This is a genomic window from Nocardioides sp. Soil_C_8 (genome assembly GCF_057656315.1).
Genome location: NZ_JBDGKQ010000001.1, coordinates 209,509 through 226,582, shown reverse-complemented (window position 1 = coordinate 226,582; position 17,074 = coordinate 209,509). Strand labels below are relative to the sequence as shown.

Genomic DNA, 17,074 nt, shown 5'->3' with positions numbered 1-17,074 from the left:
TTCGCACACTGTTGAGCAATGCTCAACAGCATGGCCGATGCCGAGCAGAGCGCGCCCGCAGGGACCCCGGCCGTACGCCGTCGGCTGAGCGCCGACGAGCGCCGACGCCAGCTGGTCGCCATCGGCCTCGCCAAGATCGTCGAGACGCCGATCCAGGACCTCTCGATGGACGACATCGCCACGGAGGCCGGCATCTCGCGCGGGCTGCTGTTCCACTACTTCCCGACGAAGACCGACTTCTACCTCGCCTGCATCGCGGCCGCCGGCCGCCGGATGCTGCGGACGACCGCGCCCGACGAGGGCGCGACGGAGGAGGAGCAGATCGAGACCGTCACCCGGCTGATGATCGAGCAGATCGAGCGCCGGCGCGGGTTCTACCTCGCGCTCGTCCACGGCCACGGGGTCGCCGACCCGCGGGTCAGCGAGGTCATGGACTCGGTGCGCGACGGCAGCACGGAGCGGGTGATGGCAGCGCTCGACGTGCCGGAGGCCCGCCGCGACGTCGTACGCGCGTGGTGGGCCTACACGGAGGACCGGGCGCTCACCTGGTCGGCGGTGCCGACCGGCGAACGCCCGGTCTCGTTGTCGCAGCTGGTCGCGGAGTGCGTCGCCGCGCTCCACGCCCTGCTGCGGATCAGCTCCTGACGGCCCCGCGCGTCACTTGGTGACGCGGCCCTTGACGGCGAACCGCATCCGGTCGTCGAGGGGCTTCCCGGCGCAGGCGAGCAGGGTCTTGCGGCCGCACTGGTAGCGGGTCGACCCGTTGACGAGGGTCACCGAGACGGCTGCGACCTTGCGGTTGTCGAAGGGGACCTTGGTGCTCCCGTTGCCGCCGCGGTTGAGCCGGACGGTCTTGACCTTGCGCGTGCCGTCGAGCTTGTGGACGACGACGACCGCGGACGGCGAGGTGCGCTTCGCCGGTCCGGAGACCTTCAGGCGGAGCTTCCACTTCCGGCCGTCGAGACCCGTGCCGGGGCCGTAGACGTAGGACGCGGACGCCAGGTGGTTGATCCGGGTGCCGAACCGCTTGGCCCGCTTGCGCTTGCTCAGCAGCTTGGCGCCGCGGACCTTGGGGCCGGGGTACTCGGCACCCTCGGGGAAGTTGACGGCGGGGGTGAGGTTGCCGGCGGCGAACTGGGCGTAGTTCTTGGTGAAGCCGCCCTTGCGCTTGAGGATCTTCTGCAGCGCCGGGATGCTGTTCTTGCCGCCGTCCTTCTTGAGGCTGCCGGCCTGCTTCCAGGTCTTGAGCACCAGTCCGTTGCCGTAGCGGGCGGTGAGGTACTCCCAGAACACCCAGTTGCCGTACTGGAAGCCGTTGGTGCGGCTGAAGGCGTCGAGCGGGATGTTGGGCGCGTAGATCTGGCTGACGGGGAGGTACTGGCGGTTGTCGTTGACCGCGGTCGCGATCCGCTCCTCCATCCAGGTCGCCGTGGACTCCATCATCCAGGGGTCCTCGCCGTAGTCGTAGGCGTACTGGACGGCGTGGAAGAACTCGTGCCCGGCGGTGACGACCAGGTTGTCGAGGGGCGTGCCGTTGGGGAACTGTGCGGCCGCGAAGTCGTTGTCGAGCACGCAGTAGCCCGACGCGGTGCGCTTCTTGGACTTGGTCTCGGCGGCGCAGAAGCCGTAGAGGTCGGGGCCGAGGTCCTTGAGGTAGACGTCGAAGAGCGGGCTGCCGCCCTTCGACCTGTCGCGCACCGGCGCGCGGTAGCCCATCTGGTCGACGATGGTGGTCCACACCGAGTCCATCACCGCGAGGTTCTGCGCGGGCCAGTCCGGCGACGGCGGGGCGTCGGCGCCGGTCGGCACGTAGTGCACGCACAGGCGGGTGTTGCACACCGGCGGCGCCTCGGCCACGGTGTAGCCGAAGCCCTGGTCGTCGGTCACCCCGTCGGTGGGACGGGCGAGGAGGGCGTCGGCCTGGCGACGCTCGGCACCCTGCAGCTGCGAGCGCTGCATCCAGAGGTCGCGCAGGACGAGGGTCGCCGACTGGTCGCTCGGCCGGGCGTTGCCGCCGAGGACGCGGCGGGCGGTCGTGAGGCTCTCGGAGGGCGTCTGCGGGGCCTGCTCCCCGAGGACCGGCAGGGCCGGTTCGGGCCTGAGCTCGAGCAGGTCGGAGGGGTCGAGGACTCCGGCCGTCCCGGGGACGGACCCGGGCGTGCCCGGACGGTCGGTGTCGGCAGCGACGGCCGGGGCGCCGAGCGCCCCGCCCACCAGTGCGATGGCAACGGCGGTGGTGAGGATTCTGCGCATGGTTCCCCTCGTGTCGGTCATGTGCGGGACGACCCTAACCCGGCGAGCCGCCGGAAGCGGGATCACAGATCCGCGATGTGCTCGATGATCGCGGTGGTGGAGATGGCGGGGGTGCGGGCGAGGTAGACGACCTCGCAGATGTCGTTGAGCTCGTCGAACTTGCCGGCCCAGTCGTCGCCCATCACCAGGATGTCCGCGCCGTGCTCGACGACGTAGTCGCGCTTCTGCTCCAGGCTCTCCTCGACGAAGACGTCGTCGACGACCTTCAGCGCCCCGACGATCGCCAGCCGCTCACGCTGGCTGAAGATGGGGGCGCGGCCCTTCTTGCGCTCGTTGAGGGCGTCGGCCGACACGCCCACGACCAGCCGGTCACCCAGCTCGGCGGCACGCTCGAGGACGCGCAGGTGCCCGACATGGAAGACGTCGAACGTGCCGAAGGTGATGACGGTGCGAGGCATGCGCGGCATTCTGGCACGCGGGTCGTCACGGGGGTTGGGGGAGGATGGCCCGCATGGCCGCCACCTCTGCCACCTCCTCCGCGCCCTCGTCGGCGCGTCCGCCCGCGGGCCCGCCCCCGATCTCGCTCATCACGCCCGATCCCGGGATGGACGAGGCCCGCCGCCGCGGCCTGCGTCGGATGCGGACCGTGGCGGTCGGCCTGCTGCTGCTCGCTGCGTGCGTGTACGTCGCCACGCTGGGCCGCGACGGGTTCTGGGGGTTCGTCAACGCGGGCGCCGAGGCGTCGATGGTCGGCGCGATCGCCGACTGGTTCGCGGTGACCGCGTTGTTCAAGCACCCGCTGGGACTGCCGATCCCGCACACCGCGCTCGTGCCCAAGCGCAAGGACGAGCTGGGCAAGGGGCTCGAGGAGTTCGTGGGGGAGAACTTCCTCCAGGAGGACATCATCCGCGAGCGGGTGGCCGCAGCGACGATCTCCGCGCGCGTGGGGGCGTGGCTCGCGGAACCGGCCCACGCCCGCCGGGTGGTCGACGAGGTGGCCGACGTGGCCGTCATCGCGCTCGGCAAGGTGCAGGACGACCACATCGCCGACCTGGTCACGCACGCGCTCGTGCCCCGGTTCCGCGAGGAGCCGATCTCGCCGCTCCTGGGCACGACGCTGATGGAGGTGCTGCGCGACGACCTGCACCACGGCCTGGTCGACCTCGCGGTGGACGAGCTGCACAGCTGGCTGCAGGACAACCCCGAGACGTTCAGCCGGGTGCTGGAGGAGAGGGCGCCGTGGTGGGCGCCGCCGAAGCTCAACGACGCCGTCACCTCACGCCTGCACGTGCAGGCACTGGCGTGGCTCGAGGACGTCCGCGACGACCCGCACCACCGCGCCCGCGAGGCGCTGGACTCGATGCTCGGCCAGCTGGCCCACGACCTGCTCAACGACGAGGAGACGGTCCGCCGCACCGAGGCGCTCAAGGAACGGCTCCTCGAGCACCCCCAGGTCGTGACCACCGCGATCTCGCTGTGGAAGGCGATGCGCTCGGCCCTGCTCGCCTCGATCCGCGACCCCGAGGGTGCCGTGCGCCAGCGGCTGCTCACCGAGCTGAGCTCGTTCGCGGAGCAGCTGCGCCAGGACGCCGCGCTCCGCGAGCGCCTCGACCGGATGGCCGCCGACCTCACCGTCTTCGCGGTCGAGCGCTACGGCGCCGAGGTGACCACCGTGATCACCTCGACCATCGAGCGCTGGGACGGCAAGGAGGCGGCGCGCCGCATCGAGCTCCACGTCGGCCGCGACCTGCAGTTCATCCGGATCAACGGCACGATCGTCGGCGGCCTCGTCGGCGTGCTCATCCACGCGATCAGCCTGCTCGTTCACTGAGGCGGGCGGAGGCGGCCCGGGCGCGGCACGCAGCCTGCAGGTACCCGATCATCGCGACCTGCGTGGCCGCCTCGTGGTCGCCGCCGAGGTGCTCGCGGACATGACCCCGCTCGTCGGTCCACGTCAGGCTGAAGGGCCGCGAGCTCGGCGTCCACTGGGTCGCCAGCCGACACTCGCGCGGCCGGAGCCTCAGGCGGACCTGCTCGGAAGGGTTGTCGACCGACAGCTCCACCGGCAGCGCCGGGGTCCTGATGTCCAGGCTGCCACCCGGGCGTCGGATGCTGAGCACTGTTGCGGTGCCGTGCCCGCCGCCGTGCACCAGCACCCCGTCGACCACCAGGGGCGCGATGTCGCCCGGTACTGCCCGGGGCCCGGGCGCCGGCGGGCCGGCCCGGGTGAGGACGAGCCACACCCTCGGGTCACCACCGGGCGACGGCGTGGGCGACGTGCTCGTCGGGTCCTGCCGCGCGTCGTGCCACCACCCGGTCGCTCCGCCGCCGCAGACCACACCGACGACGAAGGCAGCAAGGGCGGCGCCCCGGAGCCGGCCGGCGGACGTCGACCACACCCGGTGCGGCGGTCGAGCAGGCCCACCCTGCAGCGTCTCCGGCTGCGGGGGCAGGTGCTCTGACGGGCCCACCCGACGACGATACGTCCGGCGTGGGTCAGCGGCGACAGGGCTTCATCACGGGCATGACGCGCGAGCGGCTCTGGTGCGCGCGGGCGTACGCGTCGTCGAAGTGCGCGAGGTACTGGTCGTGGAGCCAGCGGTTGTCCACCACGCGGAGCATCACCTCGTCGTTGTAGAGGAGTCCGCCGCAGGTGGTGTTCGAGGTGCCGGTCACCACGAGGTGCGTCGCCTTCCCGCGGAGCTTCGCGTGCGCGACCAGCATCTTGTCGTGGGTCAGCACGGTGCGGACCCGGCCGTCGGGGATGTCGCCGCTGGGCAGCGGGCGCTGCACCCAGTTCTCCACGGTGTCGCGCGAGGTGACGATCCGCACGCGGCAGCCCCGGTCGGAGAGCCGCGCCAGCTGCGCGCGTACGTCGGCGCGCTGGATGACCGCGAACATGGCCGAGACGTCGCGTGCCCCGCGGCTGCAGGACATGTCCTTCAACGTCGAGAGCAGGAGGTCGTTGCGGTTGGGGTAGACGGCCGCCGTGACCGGCCCGTTCTTCCACACCTTGCGGCGGTCGTCCCACCGCTCGCCGCCGACGGCGAGGCTCTGCGCCTCCATCCGGGAGAAGTACTCCACCCCGAAGGCGTAGAGGCCCGGGTCGTCGATCTTGATGAACGAGTTGTACTGGCGGTACTGCCGGTCCTCGAGGTTGGCCGAGGACGTCATGAACGACTGCACGCCTCCGATGTCGGTGACGTAGAACTTCAGGTGCTGCACGTCCTGGCTGTCCGGGTACGGCCCGGGCGCGCGCCACGGCAGGCAGGCGCCGTCGCAGATCGTGACGTTGCGGCGCGTCGGGTCCTGCTCCTCGAGGGTGCTGATGAGCCGGCGCCCCTGCTTGTTGAGCCGGAGGTCGTCGTCACCGACCAGGAGGACCGTCGCCCCGCGACGCTGCGCCGCGAGGATCGCGTCGGTCGGCGGCTTGATGTCCCAGCGGAACATCGCGATGCGAATCGCGTCGCCCGGCCCGGCGGTGTCGAAGAGCCGGCTCGGGCGGTCGAGCACCGTCGGGTCACGCGGGACCGTGGGAGGGGAGGTGAAGCAGACCTCGATCCCGGCCCTCGCCTCGCACCCGGTCTTCGCCGGCACCCTGGCCGTCGCGGGGGTGGTGACGGCCAGCAGCGGCGCCGCGAGGCACAGCGACGCCGCGGCGAGGAGGAGGGTTCGGATGCGCACGGACACCTACCCTAGAGACATGCCAGCGACCAGCGAGCCCGTCGACGTCCCGATCCGTGACGAGTCGATCCGGCTGGGCCAGTTCCTCAAGCTCGCCAACCTCGTCGAGACCGGCGCTGAGGCGAAGCCGGTGATCGCGGACGGGGCGGTGCAGGTCAACGGGGAGGTCGAGACGCGACGGGGCCGCCAGCTCGTCCCGGGTGACGTCGTCACGCTGGGCGGGCTGGCGGCCCGGGTCGCCAACGGGGAGGTCGAGATCGACGTCCCCTGGTGAGGGTGGCGACGGCGAGAGGTGAAGCGCCCCCGGCTACTTCACCTCGCGGGTGAGGACTCGCCACGTGCCGATGGCCAGCGGCAGCAGGACCCACACGCCGCTCGCGGTCGCGAGCTGCGCCCAGTCCTGGCCGGCCATCTCGCCGGCGAACAGCGGCTGCATGACGGCGTCGAGGTTGAGCCACTTCCCGGCGTCCTCGAGGGCGGAGATCGCCATCGTGGCGATCGACCACACGGTCGGCAGGACCAGCACCGAGACGATCGCGACCGGGGTGTTGAGGAACAGCAGCCCGAACGCCACCCCCTGCAGGACGTAGACCAGCAGCGCGAGCACCAGCCCGCCGCCGACGGCGGCGGTGAGGTCCCACTCGCCGGTGCCACCGACGACGTTGGCCAGCGCCGACGCCACGATGGCGGCCGCGAGGACCACGACGGCCAGGGCCAGGGCGGCCAGCGCCTTGGCGAGCACCACGCGGCCGCGACGCGGCTCGAGGGTGAAGGTGACCAGGCCGGTGCGCTGGGTCCACTCGGCGGTCGAGGCCATGATGCCGAGGACCGGCAGGAGCATCGCGAGGGGGAGGGTGGACAGCTCGATCAGGCCGCGGAAGGAGGCGTCCTCCGCAGGTCCCCAGATGACGAACGCCGCCAGGATGATCGCGGCGGACGCGGCCATCACGATGACCATCCAGCGACCCGCCCGCGTGTCGACCATCTTGCGCAGCTCGGCCTGGAAGGTGCGGGCGAAGGGCACGCCCGGGCGACCCTCCAGCGCCACCGGGGCTGCCGGGCGTACGCCGTCGACGGTCCCGCCGACGGCAGGGGCAGTGGTGTCGCTCTGCGAGGTCATGCTGCGTCTCCTTCACGAGAGGTGGCGGCCGTGAGGCCGAGGAACATCTCCTCCAGGCCCTCCGAGCCGCCCGACCGCAGCTCGAGGAGGACGACGGACTCGCGGGCGGCGATCTCGCCGACCACGCGCGGCTCGGCCTCGACGACGAGGCCCGAGCCGGTGCGGGTGACGGGCACGTCGGCGGCCTGGAGGAGCTGGGCCAGGCGTGCGTCGTCGGTGGAGGACACCGAGGTGCCACCGCGGCTCAGGAGCTCCTCCTTGGAGCCCATGGCGACGATGCGTCCGCGCCCGATCATCACGAGGTCGTCGGCGACGATCTGCACCTCGTGCAGCAGGTGGCTCGACAGCAGGACGGTCCCGCCGCCGTCGGCGAAGCGCCGCAGCAGCCCGCGCATCCAGTGGATGCCCTGCGGGTCGAGGCCGTTGGCGGGCTCGTCCAGGACGAGCACCTGCGGCTCGCCGAGGAGCGCCGCAGCGATGCCGAGGCGCTGGCGCATCCCGAGGGAGTAGTTGCGGACCCGCCGACCGGCCTCCTCGTCGGTGAGGCCGACGAGCGCGAGCGCCTCCTCGACGCGGGCCTTCGAGACGCCGACCGACACTGCGGCCACCCGCAGCACCTCGCGGCCGGTGCGGCCGGGGTGCTGGGCGGACGCGTCGAGCATGACCCCGACCTGGCGGCCCGGGTTGTGCAGGTCGCGGTAGGGCTGACCGAGGATGGTCGCGCGGCCCGAGGTGGGTGGCGTCAGCCCGGTCATCATCCGCATGGCGGTGGACTTGCCCGCGCCGTTGGGTCCGAGGAAGCCGACGACGCTTCCGGGACGGACCTCGAAGGAGATGTCGTCGACGGCGGTGAACCCGCCGTAGCGCTTCGTGAGGTTCTCGACTCTGATCATGGCTCCAGCCTGCGTGGCGGCAGGGGTCCCGGACATCGGGCAGAAGGGTCCGGGAGGTCCGACCTCGGTATCGCTGAACGGCCGCGGACGACACCTTGGTCGGACGCGGGGGTCCCGGGGCTGCGCCTAGGGTCGGGGCATGGTGGAGACAGGTCGGCTCGCGGCGACCTGGCGCTACTCGCTCGCGGCCTTCATCAGCCTGGTCGCGTGGGGCGTCCCGCTGGTGACCGCGGCCGAGCGGGTGCCGGACGCCCGGCTGGCGTGGTTCCTGTGGGGGGACCCCATCCTCGGGCTGGCGTCGTTCGTGCTGATCCGGTGGCGCCACCGCCATCCCGCCGCGGTCGGTGTCACCCTCAACCTCTTCACGTTCGTCTCGTCGTCCAGCGCCGGACCTGCGTCGTGGGCCGTCGGCTCCATCGCCTCCCGCAGGCGCTGGCGGCTGCTGGCCGTCGTCGTACCGATCAGCGTGCTCGCCGGCGTGGTGCAGGAACGGATCGGCCTCAGCGACGACGTCCTGCCGCTGTGGGCCTCCATCCTGTTCGGCCTGCTCGTCGCGGGCATCCTCGTGGCCACGGGGTACGCGATGGGGTCGCAGCGCGAGCTCGTCGACTCCTACCGTGAGCGGGCGCTGACCGCCGAGCGCGAGCAGCAGGCGCGCGTGGCCCAGGCCCGCGCCGCCGAGCGCACCCGCATCGCGCGCGAGATGCACGACGTGCTCGCCCACCGGATCTCGCTGGTGGCGATGCACGCCGGAGCGCTCGGCTATCGCGCCGACCTGAGCGAGGAGGAGCGGGCGAGCGCCGCGAAGTCCATCGAGGAGAACGCCCACCGGGCGCTCTCCGACCTGCGGGCCGTGCTGGGTGTGCTCCGCGACCCGACGCAGCCTGCCGACGCCGTGCCCGAGCGGCCCCAGCCCGGTCTCGACGACATCGCGGCGCTGGTGTCGGAGGAGCAGTCCGGCGGGATGCGCGTACGCCTCTCCGACCGCGTCGATGGCGACGTGCCGGCCGCCACGGGACGCACCGCCTACCGGATCGTGCAGGAGGCCCTGACCAACGTGCGCAAGCACGCACCGGGCACCGCGGTCACGGTGGACGTGGCAGGCTCCCAGGACGACGGCCTCGTCATCGGGGTGCGCAACGCGGCGCCGGTCGGTCCGGCGGCGTCGCCCACCCTCCCGGCGTCCGGGCTGGGCCTGCTGGGCCTGGCCGAGCGGGCCGCGCTCGCGGGCGGTCGGATCAGCCACGGGGCGGACCCGGGCGGCGGCTACGCGGTGCGGGCGTGGATACCGTGGGACACGTGACGGGGGCGACCGACGGGGACGTGGTGCGGCTCGTCGTGGTCGACGACGACCCCATGGTGCGAGCAGCGCTGCGGATGATGCTCGGGGGAAACTCGGGCCTCGCCGTCGTCGCGGAGGCGAGCGACGGTGAGGAGGCCCTGCGGGTCGTGCCGTCGGCGCAGGCCGACGTCGTGCTGATGGACATCCGGATGCCCGTGCGCGACGGGCTCAGCGCCACCGAGGAGCTGCTGGCGTCCGACCCGGACCTCAAGGTCATCGTGCTGACGACCTTCGACACCGACGACATGGTGCTGCGGGCGCTCCGCCTCGGCGCAGCGGGCTTCCTGCTCAAGGACACCCCGCCCGCGCGGCTCGTCGAGGCGATCCGCACGGTGGCCTCCGGCCAGCCGATGCTCTCGCCCAGCGTGACCGCCCAGCTGATCGCGGCCGTCACCCGCGACGACCAGGACGCCGACGAGCAGGACCGCACCCGGTCCGCACGCGCCGCCCTCGACGGCCTCACCGAGCGCGAGCGGGACGTCGCCCACGCCGTCGCCCGCGGCCTGAGCAACGCCGACATCGCGGCCGAGCTCTACATGGGTGTGCCGACGGTGAAGACGCACGTCGGGAGGCTGTTCACCAAGCTGGGCGTCGAGAACCGGGTGCAGGTCGCGATCCTGGTCCACGACGCCCAGGCGTAGGTGATCGGCGGGCGGTCAGCGGACCTCGAGCAGGTCCACCACGAAGATCAGCGTCTCGCCCGGCTTGATGACGCCGCCGGCGCCGCGGTCGCCGTAGCCGAGGTGCGGCGGGATGACCAGCCGGCGACGGCCGCCGACCTTCATGCCCTGCACGCCGGTGTCCCAGCCGGAGATGACCTGGCCGATGCCGAGCCGGAACTGCAGGGGCGTGCCGCGGTTGTAGGACGCGTCGAACTCCTCGCCCGAGGAGTGGGCGACGCCGACGTAGTGGACCGAGACGGTGGAGCCGGACGTGGCCTCGGCGCCGTCTCCCTCGACGAGGTCGGTGACCTCGAGGTCGGCGGGCACGTCGCCCATGTGCGGGTCGACGTCAGGCTTCTCGCTCACAATTGCTCCAATCGATGGGTGTGTCAGGTCTGGTGCACGTAGCTGTCGAGCTGGTCGCGCTCGAACTCGAGCTCGCCGATCCGGTTCTTCACCACGTCACCGATGCTGATGATGCCGGTCAGCCGTCCGTCGGCCACCACCGGGACGTGCCGGATGCGGTGCTCGGTCATGGTCTGCATGAGCTCGGTGAGGCCGTCGTCGCCCGAGCAGGTCCGCACGTCGGCGGTCATGATGGCGCTGACGGCGTGGTCGAGCACCGCGGCGTCCTGGTGCAGGCGGCGTACGACGTCGCGCTCGCTCACGATCCCTGTCACGCTCTCGCCGTCCTCGCTCACCACCAGCGCGCCGACGTTGTGCTCCGCGAGCAGGGCGACCAGCTCGCGCACCGTGGCGTCCGGACCGATGGTCACGACCACCTGGCTGCCCTTGTGCTGGATGACGTCCTTGATCTTCATGATCCCCGCCTCTCGTCGCGCAGAACTGGTGAGAGGTCACCGTAGCCAAGCGCGCGACCGAGGGACAGGGGCGAACGACCCGCCTCAGTCCGGCACGGGAGGAGCCTGCCGGGCCCGGAGGCTGCTCACCGAGCCGGGTCCGCGGCGCGGCACGTCGGGGTCGTCGTCATCGTCGTGCGTCGCGCCGAGGAAGGACAGCGCCGCGTCGTGGAGGTGGCCGTTGGAGGCAAGTGCGTTGCCGCCCCACGGGCCGTCGGTGCCGTCGAGCGAGGTGAACCGGCCGCCGGCCTCGCGCACGATGACGTCGAGCGCTGCCATGTCGTAGAGCTCGAGCTCGGGCTCGGCGGCGATGTCGACGGCACCCTCGGCGAGCAGCATGTAGGACCAGAAGTCGCCGTAGGCGCGGGTGCGCCAGCAGCGGCGCTGCAGCGAGATGAAGTCGTCGAGGCGGTCGCGCTCGTCCCAGCCCGAGAGCGAGGAGTAGCTCAGCGACGCGTCCTCGAGGCGGCGTACGTCGGACACCTCGCACTTGGTGGCCTTGAGCAGCGAGCGGCCCGTCCAGGCGCCGTTGCCCACCGACGCCCACCACCGGCGCTGCAGCTGCGGCGCGGACACCACCCCGAGCACCACCTCGTCCTCGACGGCGAGCGCGATGAGGGTCGCCCAGACCGGGACCCCTCGCACGAAGTTCTTGGTGCCGTCGATCGGGTCGACGATCCACCGTCGCTGGCTGTGCCCGGTCGTGCCCTGCTCCTCGCCGATGACCGCGTCGCGGGAGCGGACGCGTGACAGCGTGCGGCGGATGCCCTCCTCGACGGCCTTGTCGGCGTCGGTGACCGGGGTCAGGTCGGGCTTGCTCATGACGTGCAGGTCGAGCGCCTTGAAGCGGGCCTGGGTCAGCGAGTCCGCGTCGTCGGCCAGGACGTGGGCCAGACGCAGGTCGTCGGTGTAGTCGGTGGAGCCGGTGATGGGCATGTCCACAGGCTATTCCCAGCATCGCCCCCTAACCTGCACGCATGGAGCTCAACGGTGTGCCGCTGCACCCCCTCGTCGTGCACGCAGTCGTCGTCCTCGGCCCGCTGGCAGCACTGACCGGCCTCGTCTATGCCGCCGTGCCGAAGTGGCGGTGGCTGCTGCGGTGGCCGCTCGTGGTGCTCGCCGCGGTGACTGCCGCCGCGGCGCTGCTCGCGGTCGCGGCGGGCGAGGACCTGCTGGCCTCGCGACCCGAGCTCGCGCCGATCGTCGAGGACCACGAGGAGGCGGGCGAGAACCTGCGGAGCGTCTCGCTGGTCTACGTCGTCGTCGCCGGCCTCGGCGCCTGGGCGCTCGGCGGCGCCTCAGCGCTGGCGTCCGGCAGGGGAGCGCGGGACACGCGCTTCGGGATCCCGGTCGCCGTCCTCCTCGCTGTGACCGCCGTCGGCCTGCTCGTCACCCTGTTCCTCGCCGGCGACTCGGGCTCGCGGGCTGTGTGGGGCTGACGGCGGTTCGGACCTACCAGTCGCTCGCGCCCTCGCGGGCGGCGAGCAGGCGGCGGAAGGACTCGACCCGGTCCGGGTCGGCCTCGCCCGCCTCGACCGCCTCGTCGAGCCCGCACTCGGGCTCGTCGCTGCCGTGGGTGCAGCCGCGCGGGCAGCTCTCGGTCATCTCGTCGAGGTCGGGGAACGCCTCGATGAGGTTCTCCGGCTGCACGTGGGCGAGCCCGAACGACCGGATGCCGGGGGTGTCGATGATCCAGCCGTCGCCGCGACCGTCCTCCCCGGGCAGCTCGAGGAGGTACGCGCTCGTGGAGGTGTGCCGGCCCCGGCCCGTCACGGCGTTGACGATGCCGACCTCGCGTCCCGCGTCGGGGACGAGGGCGTTGACGAGGGTCGACTTGCCGACGCCGCTGTGGCCCACGAGCACGCTCGTACGGCCCTGCAGCCGCTCGCGCAGCTCCGCGAGGTCGCCGGCACCCTCGCCCTTGAGCTGGGTCACCACCCAGGGCACGCCGAGCGAGCGGTAGGTCGAGAGCAGCGTCTCGGGGTCGGCCAGGTCGGCCTTCGTCAGGCACAGCAGCGGCGCCATCCCGGCGTCGTACGCCGCCACCAGCGCGCGGTCGATCAGCCGCGGACGCGGCTCGGGGTCGGCGAGCGCCGTGACCACGACCAGCTGGTCGGCGTTGGAGACGATGACCCGCTCGACCGGGTCGTCGTCGTCGGCGGTGCGCCGCAGCGTGGTCGTGCGCTCGACGACCTCCACGATGCGGGCCAGCGACCCGTCGGCGCCGCTGGTGTCCCCGACGACCCGGACGTGGTCGCCGACGACGACGCCCTTGCGGCCGAGGGGGCGGGACTTCATCGCCATCACCCGGTGGCCATCGACGAGCAGCGTGAAGCGTCCGCGGTCGACGGTGACGACGCGCCCGTCGACGGCGTCGTCGTAGGTGGGCCGGTCCTTGGTGCGCGGCCGGGTGCGGCGGCGCGGTCGCTCGTAGTGCTCGTGGTCGTGCTCGGAGTAGCGACCCGTCACGGGGACGTCCCCAGGACGGCCCGGCTCCACGCGGCGGCGAAGTCGGGGAAGGTCTTGGAGGTGGTGGCGACGTCCTCGACCAGCACGTCGTCGACCGCGAGGCCGAGGATGACGCCGGCGTGGGCCATGCGGTGGTCGGCGTAGGTGTGGAACGTGCCGCCGTGCAGGGTCGCCGGCCGGATCGCGAGGCCGTCCTCACGCTCGGTGACGTCGGCCCCGAGCCGGCCGAGCTCGGTCGCCAGCGCGGTGATCCGGTCGGTCTCGTGGCCGCGGATGTGCGCGACCCCCCGGAGGTGGGAGGGGGAGTCGGCGAGGGCGCAGAGGGCGGCGACCGCCGGCGTCAGCTCGCCCACGTCGTGGAGGTCGAGGTCGACGCCGCTGAGTCGCTCCGGACCGACCACCGTGAGGTCGCCGTCGGCCAGCGTCACCTCGCACCCCATGAGGGTGAGGATCTCGCGCAGCTCGTCGCCCGGCTGCGTGGTGGCGGCCGGCCAGTCGGTGACGGTGACCCGGCCGCCGGTGGCGGCCGCGAGCGCCAGGAACGGCGCCGCGTTGGAGAGGTCGGGCTCGATGTCGTGGTCGACGGCGCGGACCGGACCGGCCGCAACCGCCCACCTGTTGGCGTCGCCGTCGTCGACCTCGACGCCGTGCTGCCGCAGCATCTGCACGGTCATCTCGATGTGGGGGAGCGATGGCACCGGCTTGCCGACGTGGCGCACGTCGACGCCGTGGTCGTAGCGGGCACCCGCGAGCAGCAGGGCCGAGACGAACTGCGACGAGGCGCTCGCGTCGATGGTCACCGTGCCGCCCGGCACGGACCCCGTGCCGTGCACCGCGAACGGAAGCGCGCCCCGGCCGCCGTCGTCGACCTGCACGCCGAGCGCCCCGAGGGCGGTCAGCATCTGGCCGACGGGGCGCAGCCGCATGTGGGGGTCGCCGTCGAACCGGACCGTGCCCTGCGCCAGCCCGACGACGGGTGGGACGAACCGCATCACCGTGCCGGCGAGACCGCAGTCGACGTCCGCGTCGCGGTCCCAGGCGGCGGGCGTGACGAGCCAGTCGCCGGCTCCGGGGCCGCCGGTGTCCTCGATCGCCGTGCCGAGCGAGGTGAGCGCGGCAGCCATGAGGAGGGTGTCGCGCGAGCGCAGCGGACGGCGTACGACGCTGGACCCCTCGGCGACCGCGGCGAGCACGAGCGCGCGGTTGGTCAGGGACTTGCTGCCGGGCAGGGCGATGACCCGCTGGACGGGGTCGGTGGGGCGCGGGGCCGGCCAGAGGTCGCTCACCCGCGCACCCTATCGAGGTCAGGTCAGCTGGGCCTTGGCGAGCTTTGCCTCGCGGCGGGCGTCCTTGGCGACCTGCCTGGCCTCGCGACGCACGTCGGCGGCGGCGCGGCGGGCGCGCCAGGCCAGTCCGGGCTTGCCCTCGGTGTCGACCGCGGCCAGCAGGAGGCCGCCGAGGACGGAGGTGTTCTTGTAGAACTGCAGGCGCTGGGCGTTCCTGGCCTGGGGGTCGGATTCGTTCCAGAAGGCGTGGCCGGCGAGGGTCGTCGGGACGAGCGAGGCCGCCAGCACGCTCGCGCTGAGCCGCGGCGCGCGCCCGGTGGCCAGCGCGGCAGCGGCGAGGATCTGGGCGCCGGCGTTGATCCGGACCAGCGTGGCGGGGTCGGTGGGGATCGGCGCCTTCGGCACGGCCTGCTGCGCGACCGGTACCACCTTGTCGGTCAGCTTCTTCGCCTTGGCCGCATGGCCCTCGGTGTTGCGGAGGGCGTTGATGCCGCCGGCGACGAAGATCGTGGCCAGCATGGGACGTGCGAGCAACCGGGTGATCGTCATGGCTCCCTGTCTACACGATGCGTGTGGAGGACGCTCCGTCCGCAGGGGTGCGCATACGTCAGCCGAGCGACGCGCGCCAGGTGTTGTTGCCGGCGTCGGGATCGCTCCCGGACGGGGTCACCGTCGCTACCACGGAGCCGCCCTGCGGCACCACGATCTCGACGGCGACGGACGTGTCGCCGGAGACCTGGCACGTGGCCACGATCTTGACCGCGGTGCACCGTCCGTCGCCCGTGCGGACCACCTGCGCGTCGATGCCCTCGATCCGCAGCTGCGCGGTCCCTCCGCCGAGCCCGGCCACCCGCACCACGACGGTGTACGTCGGCATGGCCCCGCCGACGCTGCCGGACACCGACGCGTCGGCGGGCGGCGGCTGCGTGGTCGGCTCCTGGGTCGGGGAAGGGTTGGTGGTCGGGTTGGTGGTCGGGTTCGTGGTCGGGTTGGACGTGGGGTTGTTGGTGGGGTTGGACGTGGGGTTGGACGTCGGGTTCGAGGTCGGGTTGTTCGTGGGGTTGTCGGTCGGGTCCGACGTGGGGTTGTTCGTGGGGTTCGACGTCGGGTCGGTCGTCGGGTTGGTCGTCGGGTCGGTCGTCTGGCCCGGAGTGGTGTCCTGCGGGTCGGTGCTGCCCTGCGTCGGGTCGGTGTCCTGCGCGGGGTCGGACCCCGGAACGACGTCGGTGCCGGGCACCGAGCCGGGTGTGACGTCGGTGTCGCCGGGCGGGGAGACGCGCGCCGGCGGGCCGGAGCGGAGGCGCAGGCTCTGCGGCGACCGGTCACCGGTGGCGGGGGAGTCGCCGTCACGGGTCGTCACCAGCGAGCTCTCGGAGGTCGCGTCGCGGGTCGGCGCCGAGACCGGTGCGTCGGGTCCGCGCAGGCTGAGCGCGACGCCGCCCGCGACGACGACGGTGCTCACCGCCACGCCGGCGACCGCGGCAGTGCCGGCGTTGCCGGTCAGGACGTCGCGAACCCGGCCCAGCACCGCCCCGAATCCGACTGGGGCCGCGGCGGTCACCGCGGTGGTGCCGAGGTAGGCGGTCGCGACGCCGCCGAGGAGCAGGGGAGCGAGCAGAGCGCCGAGGTTCGAGTTGACCTCCGTCAGCTCGAGGTAGATCGCCATGCACGAGCGGCACTCGTCGAGGTGGTGCTCCACCCTCGTCGCGTCGCGTCGGGAGGACGCGCCGCGGACGTAGGCACCGAGCTGTCCGTGGGTCCAGCGGCAGGCATCCTCGTCGAGCTCCGCGGCGTGCTGGGTCAGGAAGGCCTGGCGTAGTCCCTCGCGGGCGCGGTAGGCGAGCGCCGAGACCGAGTTGGCGCTCATCCCGAGCATCGGCGCGATGTCGGCGGGCTTGTCGCCCTCCACCTCCATGTGCCAGAGCACGAGCTGCCAGCGCTCGGGGAGGCTGGCGAACGCTGCCGCGGCGGCGGCGCTCTCGAAGCCCTCGACCGCCGTGTCGCGGAACGGCACCCCCGGGTCGAAGGCCTCCATGTCGTCGGTGGTGTGGAGCCGGGCCCCGGCCCGGAAGCGGTCGACCTGGAGCCGACGTACGGAGGTGAGGAGATAGGCACGGAAGGCGAGGTCGGGGCCGCCGCCGCGCTGCAGCACCCCGAGCACCTTGACGAACGCCTCGGACACCAGGTCCTCGGCGTCGCCTGCGGGGACGAGCTGGCGCGCGAGCCGACGGGCCGCGTCGACATGGCGCTCGAACAGCGTGCCGTAGGCATCGAGGTCCCCGCCGCGGACGGCCGAGATCAGCTCGGCGTCGCTGGGCGCCTCGACGCTGGTGGCCACGCTCATGGTTCGACGCTTCCGGTTGGACGCTTCCGGGGACCCGCCCGGCGGTCGCCGGGCCTTCCGACTGTAGCCCCGCCGGGGCGTCGCCGACCCGGGAAAGTGAAGAAACGAGAAAATCGGCCCAGACCGCGTCATACGCCCTCATGAGGACCGTCACACCCACA

General features: G+C 72.7%; 19 protein-coding genes. 6 read left to right on the top strand and 13 right to left on the bottom strand.

Annotated features, from left to right (window positions below):
* Nucleotides 1–18: 18 nt before the first annotated feature.
* Nucleotides 19–645 carry a TetR/AcrR family transcriptional regulator gene (locus tag AC3A3L_RS01145; protein WP_487638193.1) on the top strand — a complete coding sequence of 209 codons (627 nt, stop codon included), beginning with the start codon at nt 19–21 and terminating at the stop codon, nt 643–645.
* A 12-nt stretch (nt 646–657) separates the two neighbouring features.
* Here AC3A3L_RS01145 and AC3A3L_RS01140 read toward each other — a convergent pair whose 3' ends face one another.
* Nucleotides 658–2,253 (bottom strand): MXAN_6640 family putative metalloprotease, encoded by a 1,596-nt coding sequence (locus AC3A3L_RS01140; protein WP_487638192.1) that lies wholly within the window; start codon nt 2,251–2,253, stop codon nt 658–660.
* Between the two features lie 62 nt (nt 2,254–2,315).
* The gene (locus AC3A3L_RS01135) at nt 2,316–2,711 is read right to left on the bottom strand and encodes an FAD synthase family protein (protein WP_487638191.1); all 396 of its coding nucleotides are present in this window, start codon (nt 2,709–2,711) and stop codon (nt 2,316–2,318) included.
* A 53-nt stretch (nt 2,712–2,764) separates the two neighbouring features.
* Between AC3A3L_RS01135 and AC3A3L_RS01130 the strand changes: the two genes are divergently transcribed.
* Nucleotides 2,765–4,084, top strand: coding sequence for a DUF445 domain-containing protein (locus AC3A3L_RS01130; RefSeq protein ID WP_487638190.1), 1,320 nt, complete (start codon nt 2,765–2,767; stop codon nt 4,082–4,084).
* On the opposite strand, the gene AC3A3L_RS01125 is transcribed toward AC3A3L_RS01130, so the two are convergent.
* Together AC3A3L_RS01125 and AC3A3L_RS01120 are read right to left on the bottom strand one after the other, a co-directional pair.
* The gene (locus AC3A3L_RS01125; protein ID WP_487638189.1) at nt 4,065–4,724 is read right to left on the bottom strand and encodes a hypothetical protein; all 660 of its coding nucleotides are present in this window, start codon (nt 4,722–4,724) and stop codon (nt 4,065–4,067) included. The two genes, AC3A3L_RS01130 and AC3A3L_RS01125, sit on opposite strands and share 20 nt — an antisense overlap.
* Nucleotides 4,725–4,749: 25 nt before the next feature.
* Entirely contained in the window at nt 4,750–5,937 is a 1,188-nt protein-coding gene (locus AC3A3L_RS01120; protein WP_487638188.1) for a phospholipase D-like domain-containing protein, read from the bottom strand.
* 19 nt (nt 5,938–5,956) lie between these two features.
* Here AC3A3L_RS01120 and AC3A3L_RS01115 point away from each other — a divergent pair, with 19 nt between their 5' ends.
* Nucleotides 5,957–6,211: an RNA-binding S4 domain-containing protein gene (locus AC3A3L_RS01115; protein WP_487638187.1), complete on the top strand. Its 255-nt coding sequence runs from the start codon at nt 5,957–5,959 to the stop codon at nt 6,209–6,211.
* Nucleotides 6,212–6,244: 33 nt separating this feature from the next.
* Here the strand turns inward: AC3A3L_RS01115 and AC3A3L_RS01110 are convergent, their stop codons facing one another.
* Nucleotides 6,245–7,057 carry a hypothetical protein gene (locus AC3A3L_RS01110; RefSeq protein ID WP_487638186.1) on the bottom strand — a complete coding sequence of 271 codons (813 nt, stop codon included), beginning with the start codon at nt 7,055–7,057 and terminating at the stop codon, nt 6,245–6,247.
* Nucleotides 7,054–7,950 carry an ABC transporter ATP-binding protein gene (locus AC3A3L_RS01105; RefSeq protein ID WP_487638185.1) on the bottom strand — a complete coding sequence of 299 codons (897 nt, stop codon included), beginning with the start codon at nt 7,948–7,950 and terminating at the stop codon, nt 7,054–7,056. The genes AC3A3L_RS01110 and AC3A3L_RS01105 overlap by 4 nt, the downstream gene beginning before the upstream one ends.
* A gap of 139 nt (nt 7,951–8,089) precedes the next feature.
* Between AC3A3L_RS01105 and AC3A3L_RS01100 the strand changes: the two genes are divergently transcribed.
* Nucleotides 8,090–9,253, top strand: coding sequence for a sensor histidine kinase (locus tag AC3A3L_RS01100; protein WP_487638184.1), 1,164 nt, complete (start codon nt 8,090–8,092; stop codon nt 9,251–9,253).
* Nucleotides 9,250–9,933, top strand: a complete 684-nt coding sequence (locus AC3A3L_RS01095; RefSeq protein WP_487638183.1) for a response regulator transcription factor — start codon at nt 9,250–9,252, stop codon at nt 9,931–9,933. The genes AC3A3L_RS01100 and AC3A3L_RS01095 overlap by 4 nt, the downstream gene beginning before the upstream one ends.
* A 15-nt stretch (nt 9,934–9,948) precedes the next feature.
* On the opposite strand, the gene AC3A3L_RS01090 is transcribed toward AC3A3L_RS01095, so the two are convergent.
* The 3 genes from AC3A3L_RS01090 to AC3A3L_RS01080 all read right to left on the bottom strand — a co-directional run bounded on the left by AC3A3L_RS01090 (nt 9,949) and on the right by AC3A3L_RS01080 (nt 11,750).
* Complete coding sequence (locus tag AC3A3L_RS01090) at nt 9,949–10,290, bottom strand: FKBP-type peptidyl-prolyl cis-trans isomerase (protein ID WP_268110693.1); 342 nt, start codon at nt 10,288–10,290, stop codon at nt 9,949–9,951.
* Between the two features lie 53 nt (nt 10,291–10,343).
* Nucleotides 10,344–10,775, bottom strand: a complete 432-nt coding sequence (locus tag AC3A3L_RS01085; protein WP_487638182.1) for a CBS domain-containing protein — start codon at nt 10,773–10,775, stop codon at nt 10,344–10,346.
* An 84-nt stretch (nt 10,776–10,859) separates the two neighbouring features.
* A complete protein-coding gene (locus AC3A3L_RS01080) occupies nt 10,860–11,750 on the bottom strand; it encodes an inositol monophosphatase family protein (protein WP_487638181.1) in 891 nt (296 codons plus the stop codon).
* 41 nt (nt 11,751–11,791) lie between these two features.
* Here AC3A3L_RS01080 and AC3A3L_RS01075 point away from each other — a divergent pair, with 41 nt between their 5' ends.
* Nucleotides 11,792–12,253, top strand: a complete 462-nt coding sequence (locus tag AC3A3L_RS01075; protein ID WP_487638180.1) for a DUF2231 domain-containing protein — start codon at nt 11,792–11,794, stop codon at nt 12,251–12,253.
* Between the two features lie 13 nt (nt 12,254–12,266).
* Here the strand turns inward: AC3A3L_RS01075 and rsgA are convergent, their stop codons facing one another.
* Genes rsgA through AC3A3L_RS01055 form a run of 4 tightly spaced genes read right to left on the bottom strand, consistent with a single transcriptional unit; the run spans nt 12,267 to nt 16,913 of the window.
* A complete protein-coding gene (gene rsgA, locus AC3A3L_RS01070; RefSeq protein ID WP_487638179.1) occupies nt 12,267–13,283 on the bottom strand; it encodes a ribosome small subunit-dependent GTPase A in 1,017 nt (338 codons plus the stop codon).
* Nucleotides 13,280–14,569, bottom strand: a complete 1,290-nt coding sequence (gene aroA, locus AC3A3L_RS01065) for a 3-phosphoshikimate 1-carboxyvinyltransferase (RefSeq protein ID WP_487638178.1) — start codon at nt 14,567–14,569, stop codon at nt 13,280–13,282. The genes rsgA and aroA overlap by 4 nt, the downstream gene beginning before the upstream one ends.
* A gap of 18 nt (nt 14,570–14,587) precedes the next feature.
* Nucleotides 14,588–15,118 carry a DoxX family membrane protein gene (locus AC3A3L_RS01060; RefSeq protein ID WP_487638177.1) on the bottom strand — a complete coding sequence of 177 codons (531 nt, stop codon included), beginning with the start codon at nt 15,116–15,118 and terminating at the stop codon, nt 14,588–14,590.
* A gap of 58 nt (nt 15,119–15,176) precedes the next feature.
* Nucleotides 15,177–16,913, bottom strand: coding sequence for a sigma-70 family RNA polymerase sigma factor (locus AC3A3L_RS01055; protein WP_487638176.1), 1,737 nt, complete (start codon nt 16,911–16,913; stop codon nt 15,177–15,179).
* Nucleotides 16,914–17,074 lie beyond the last annotated feature (161 nt).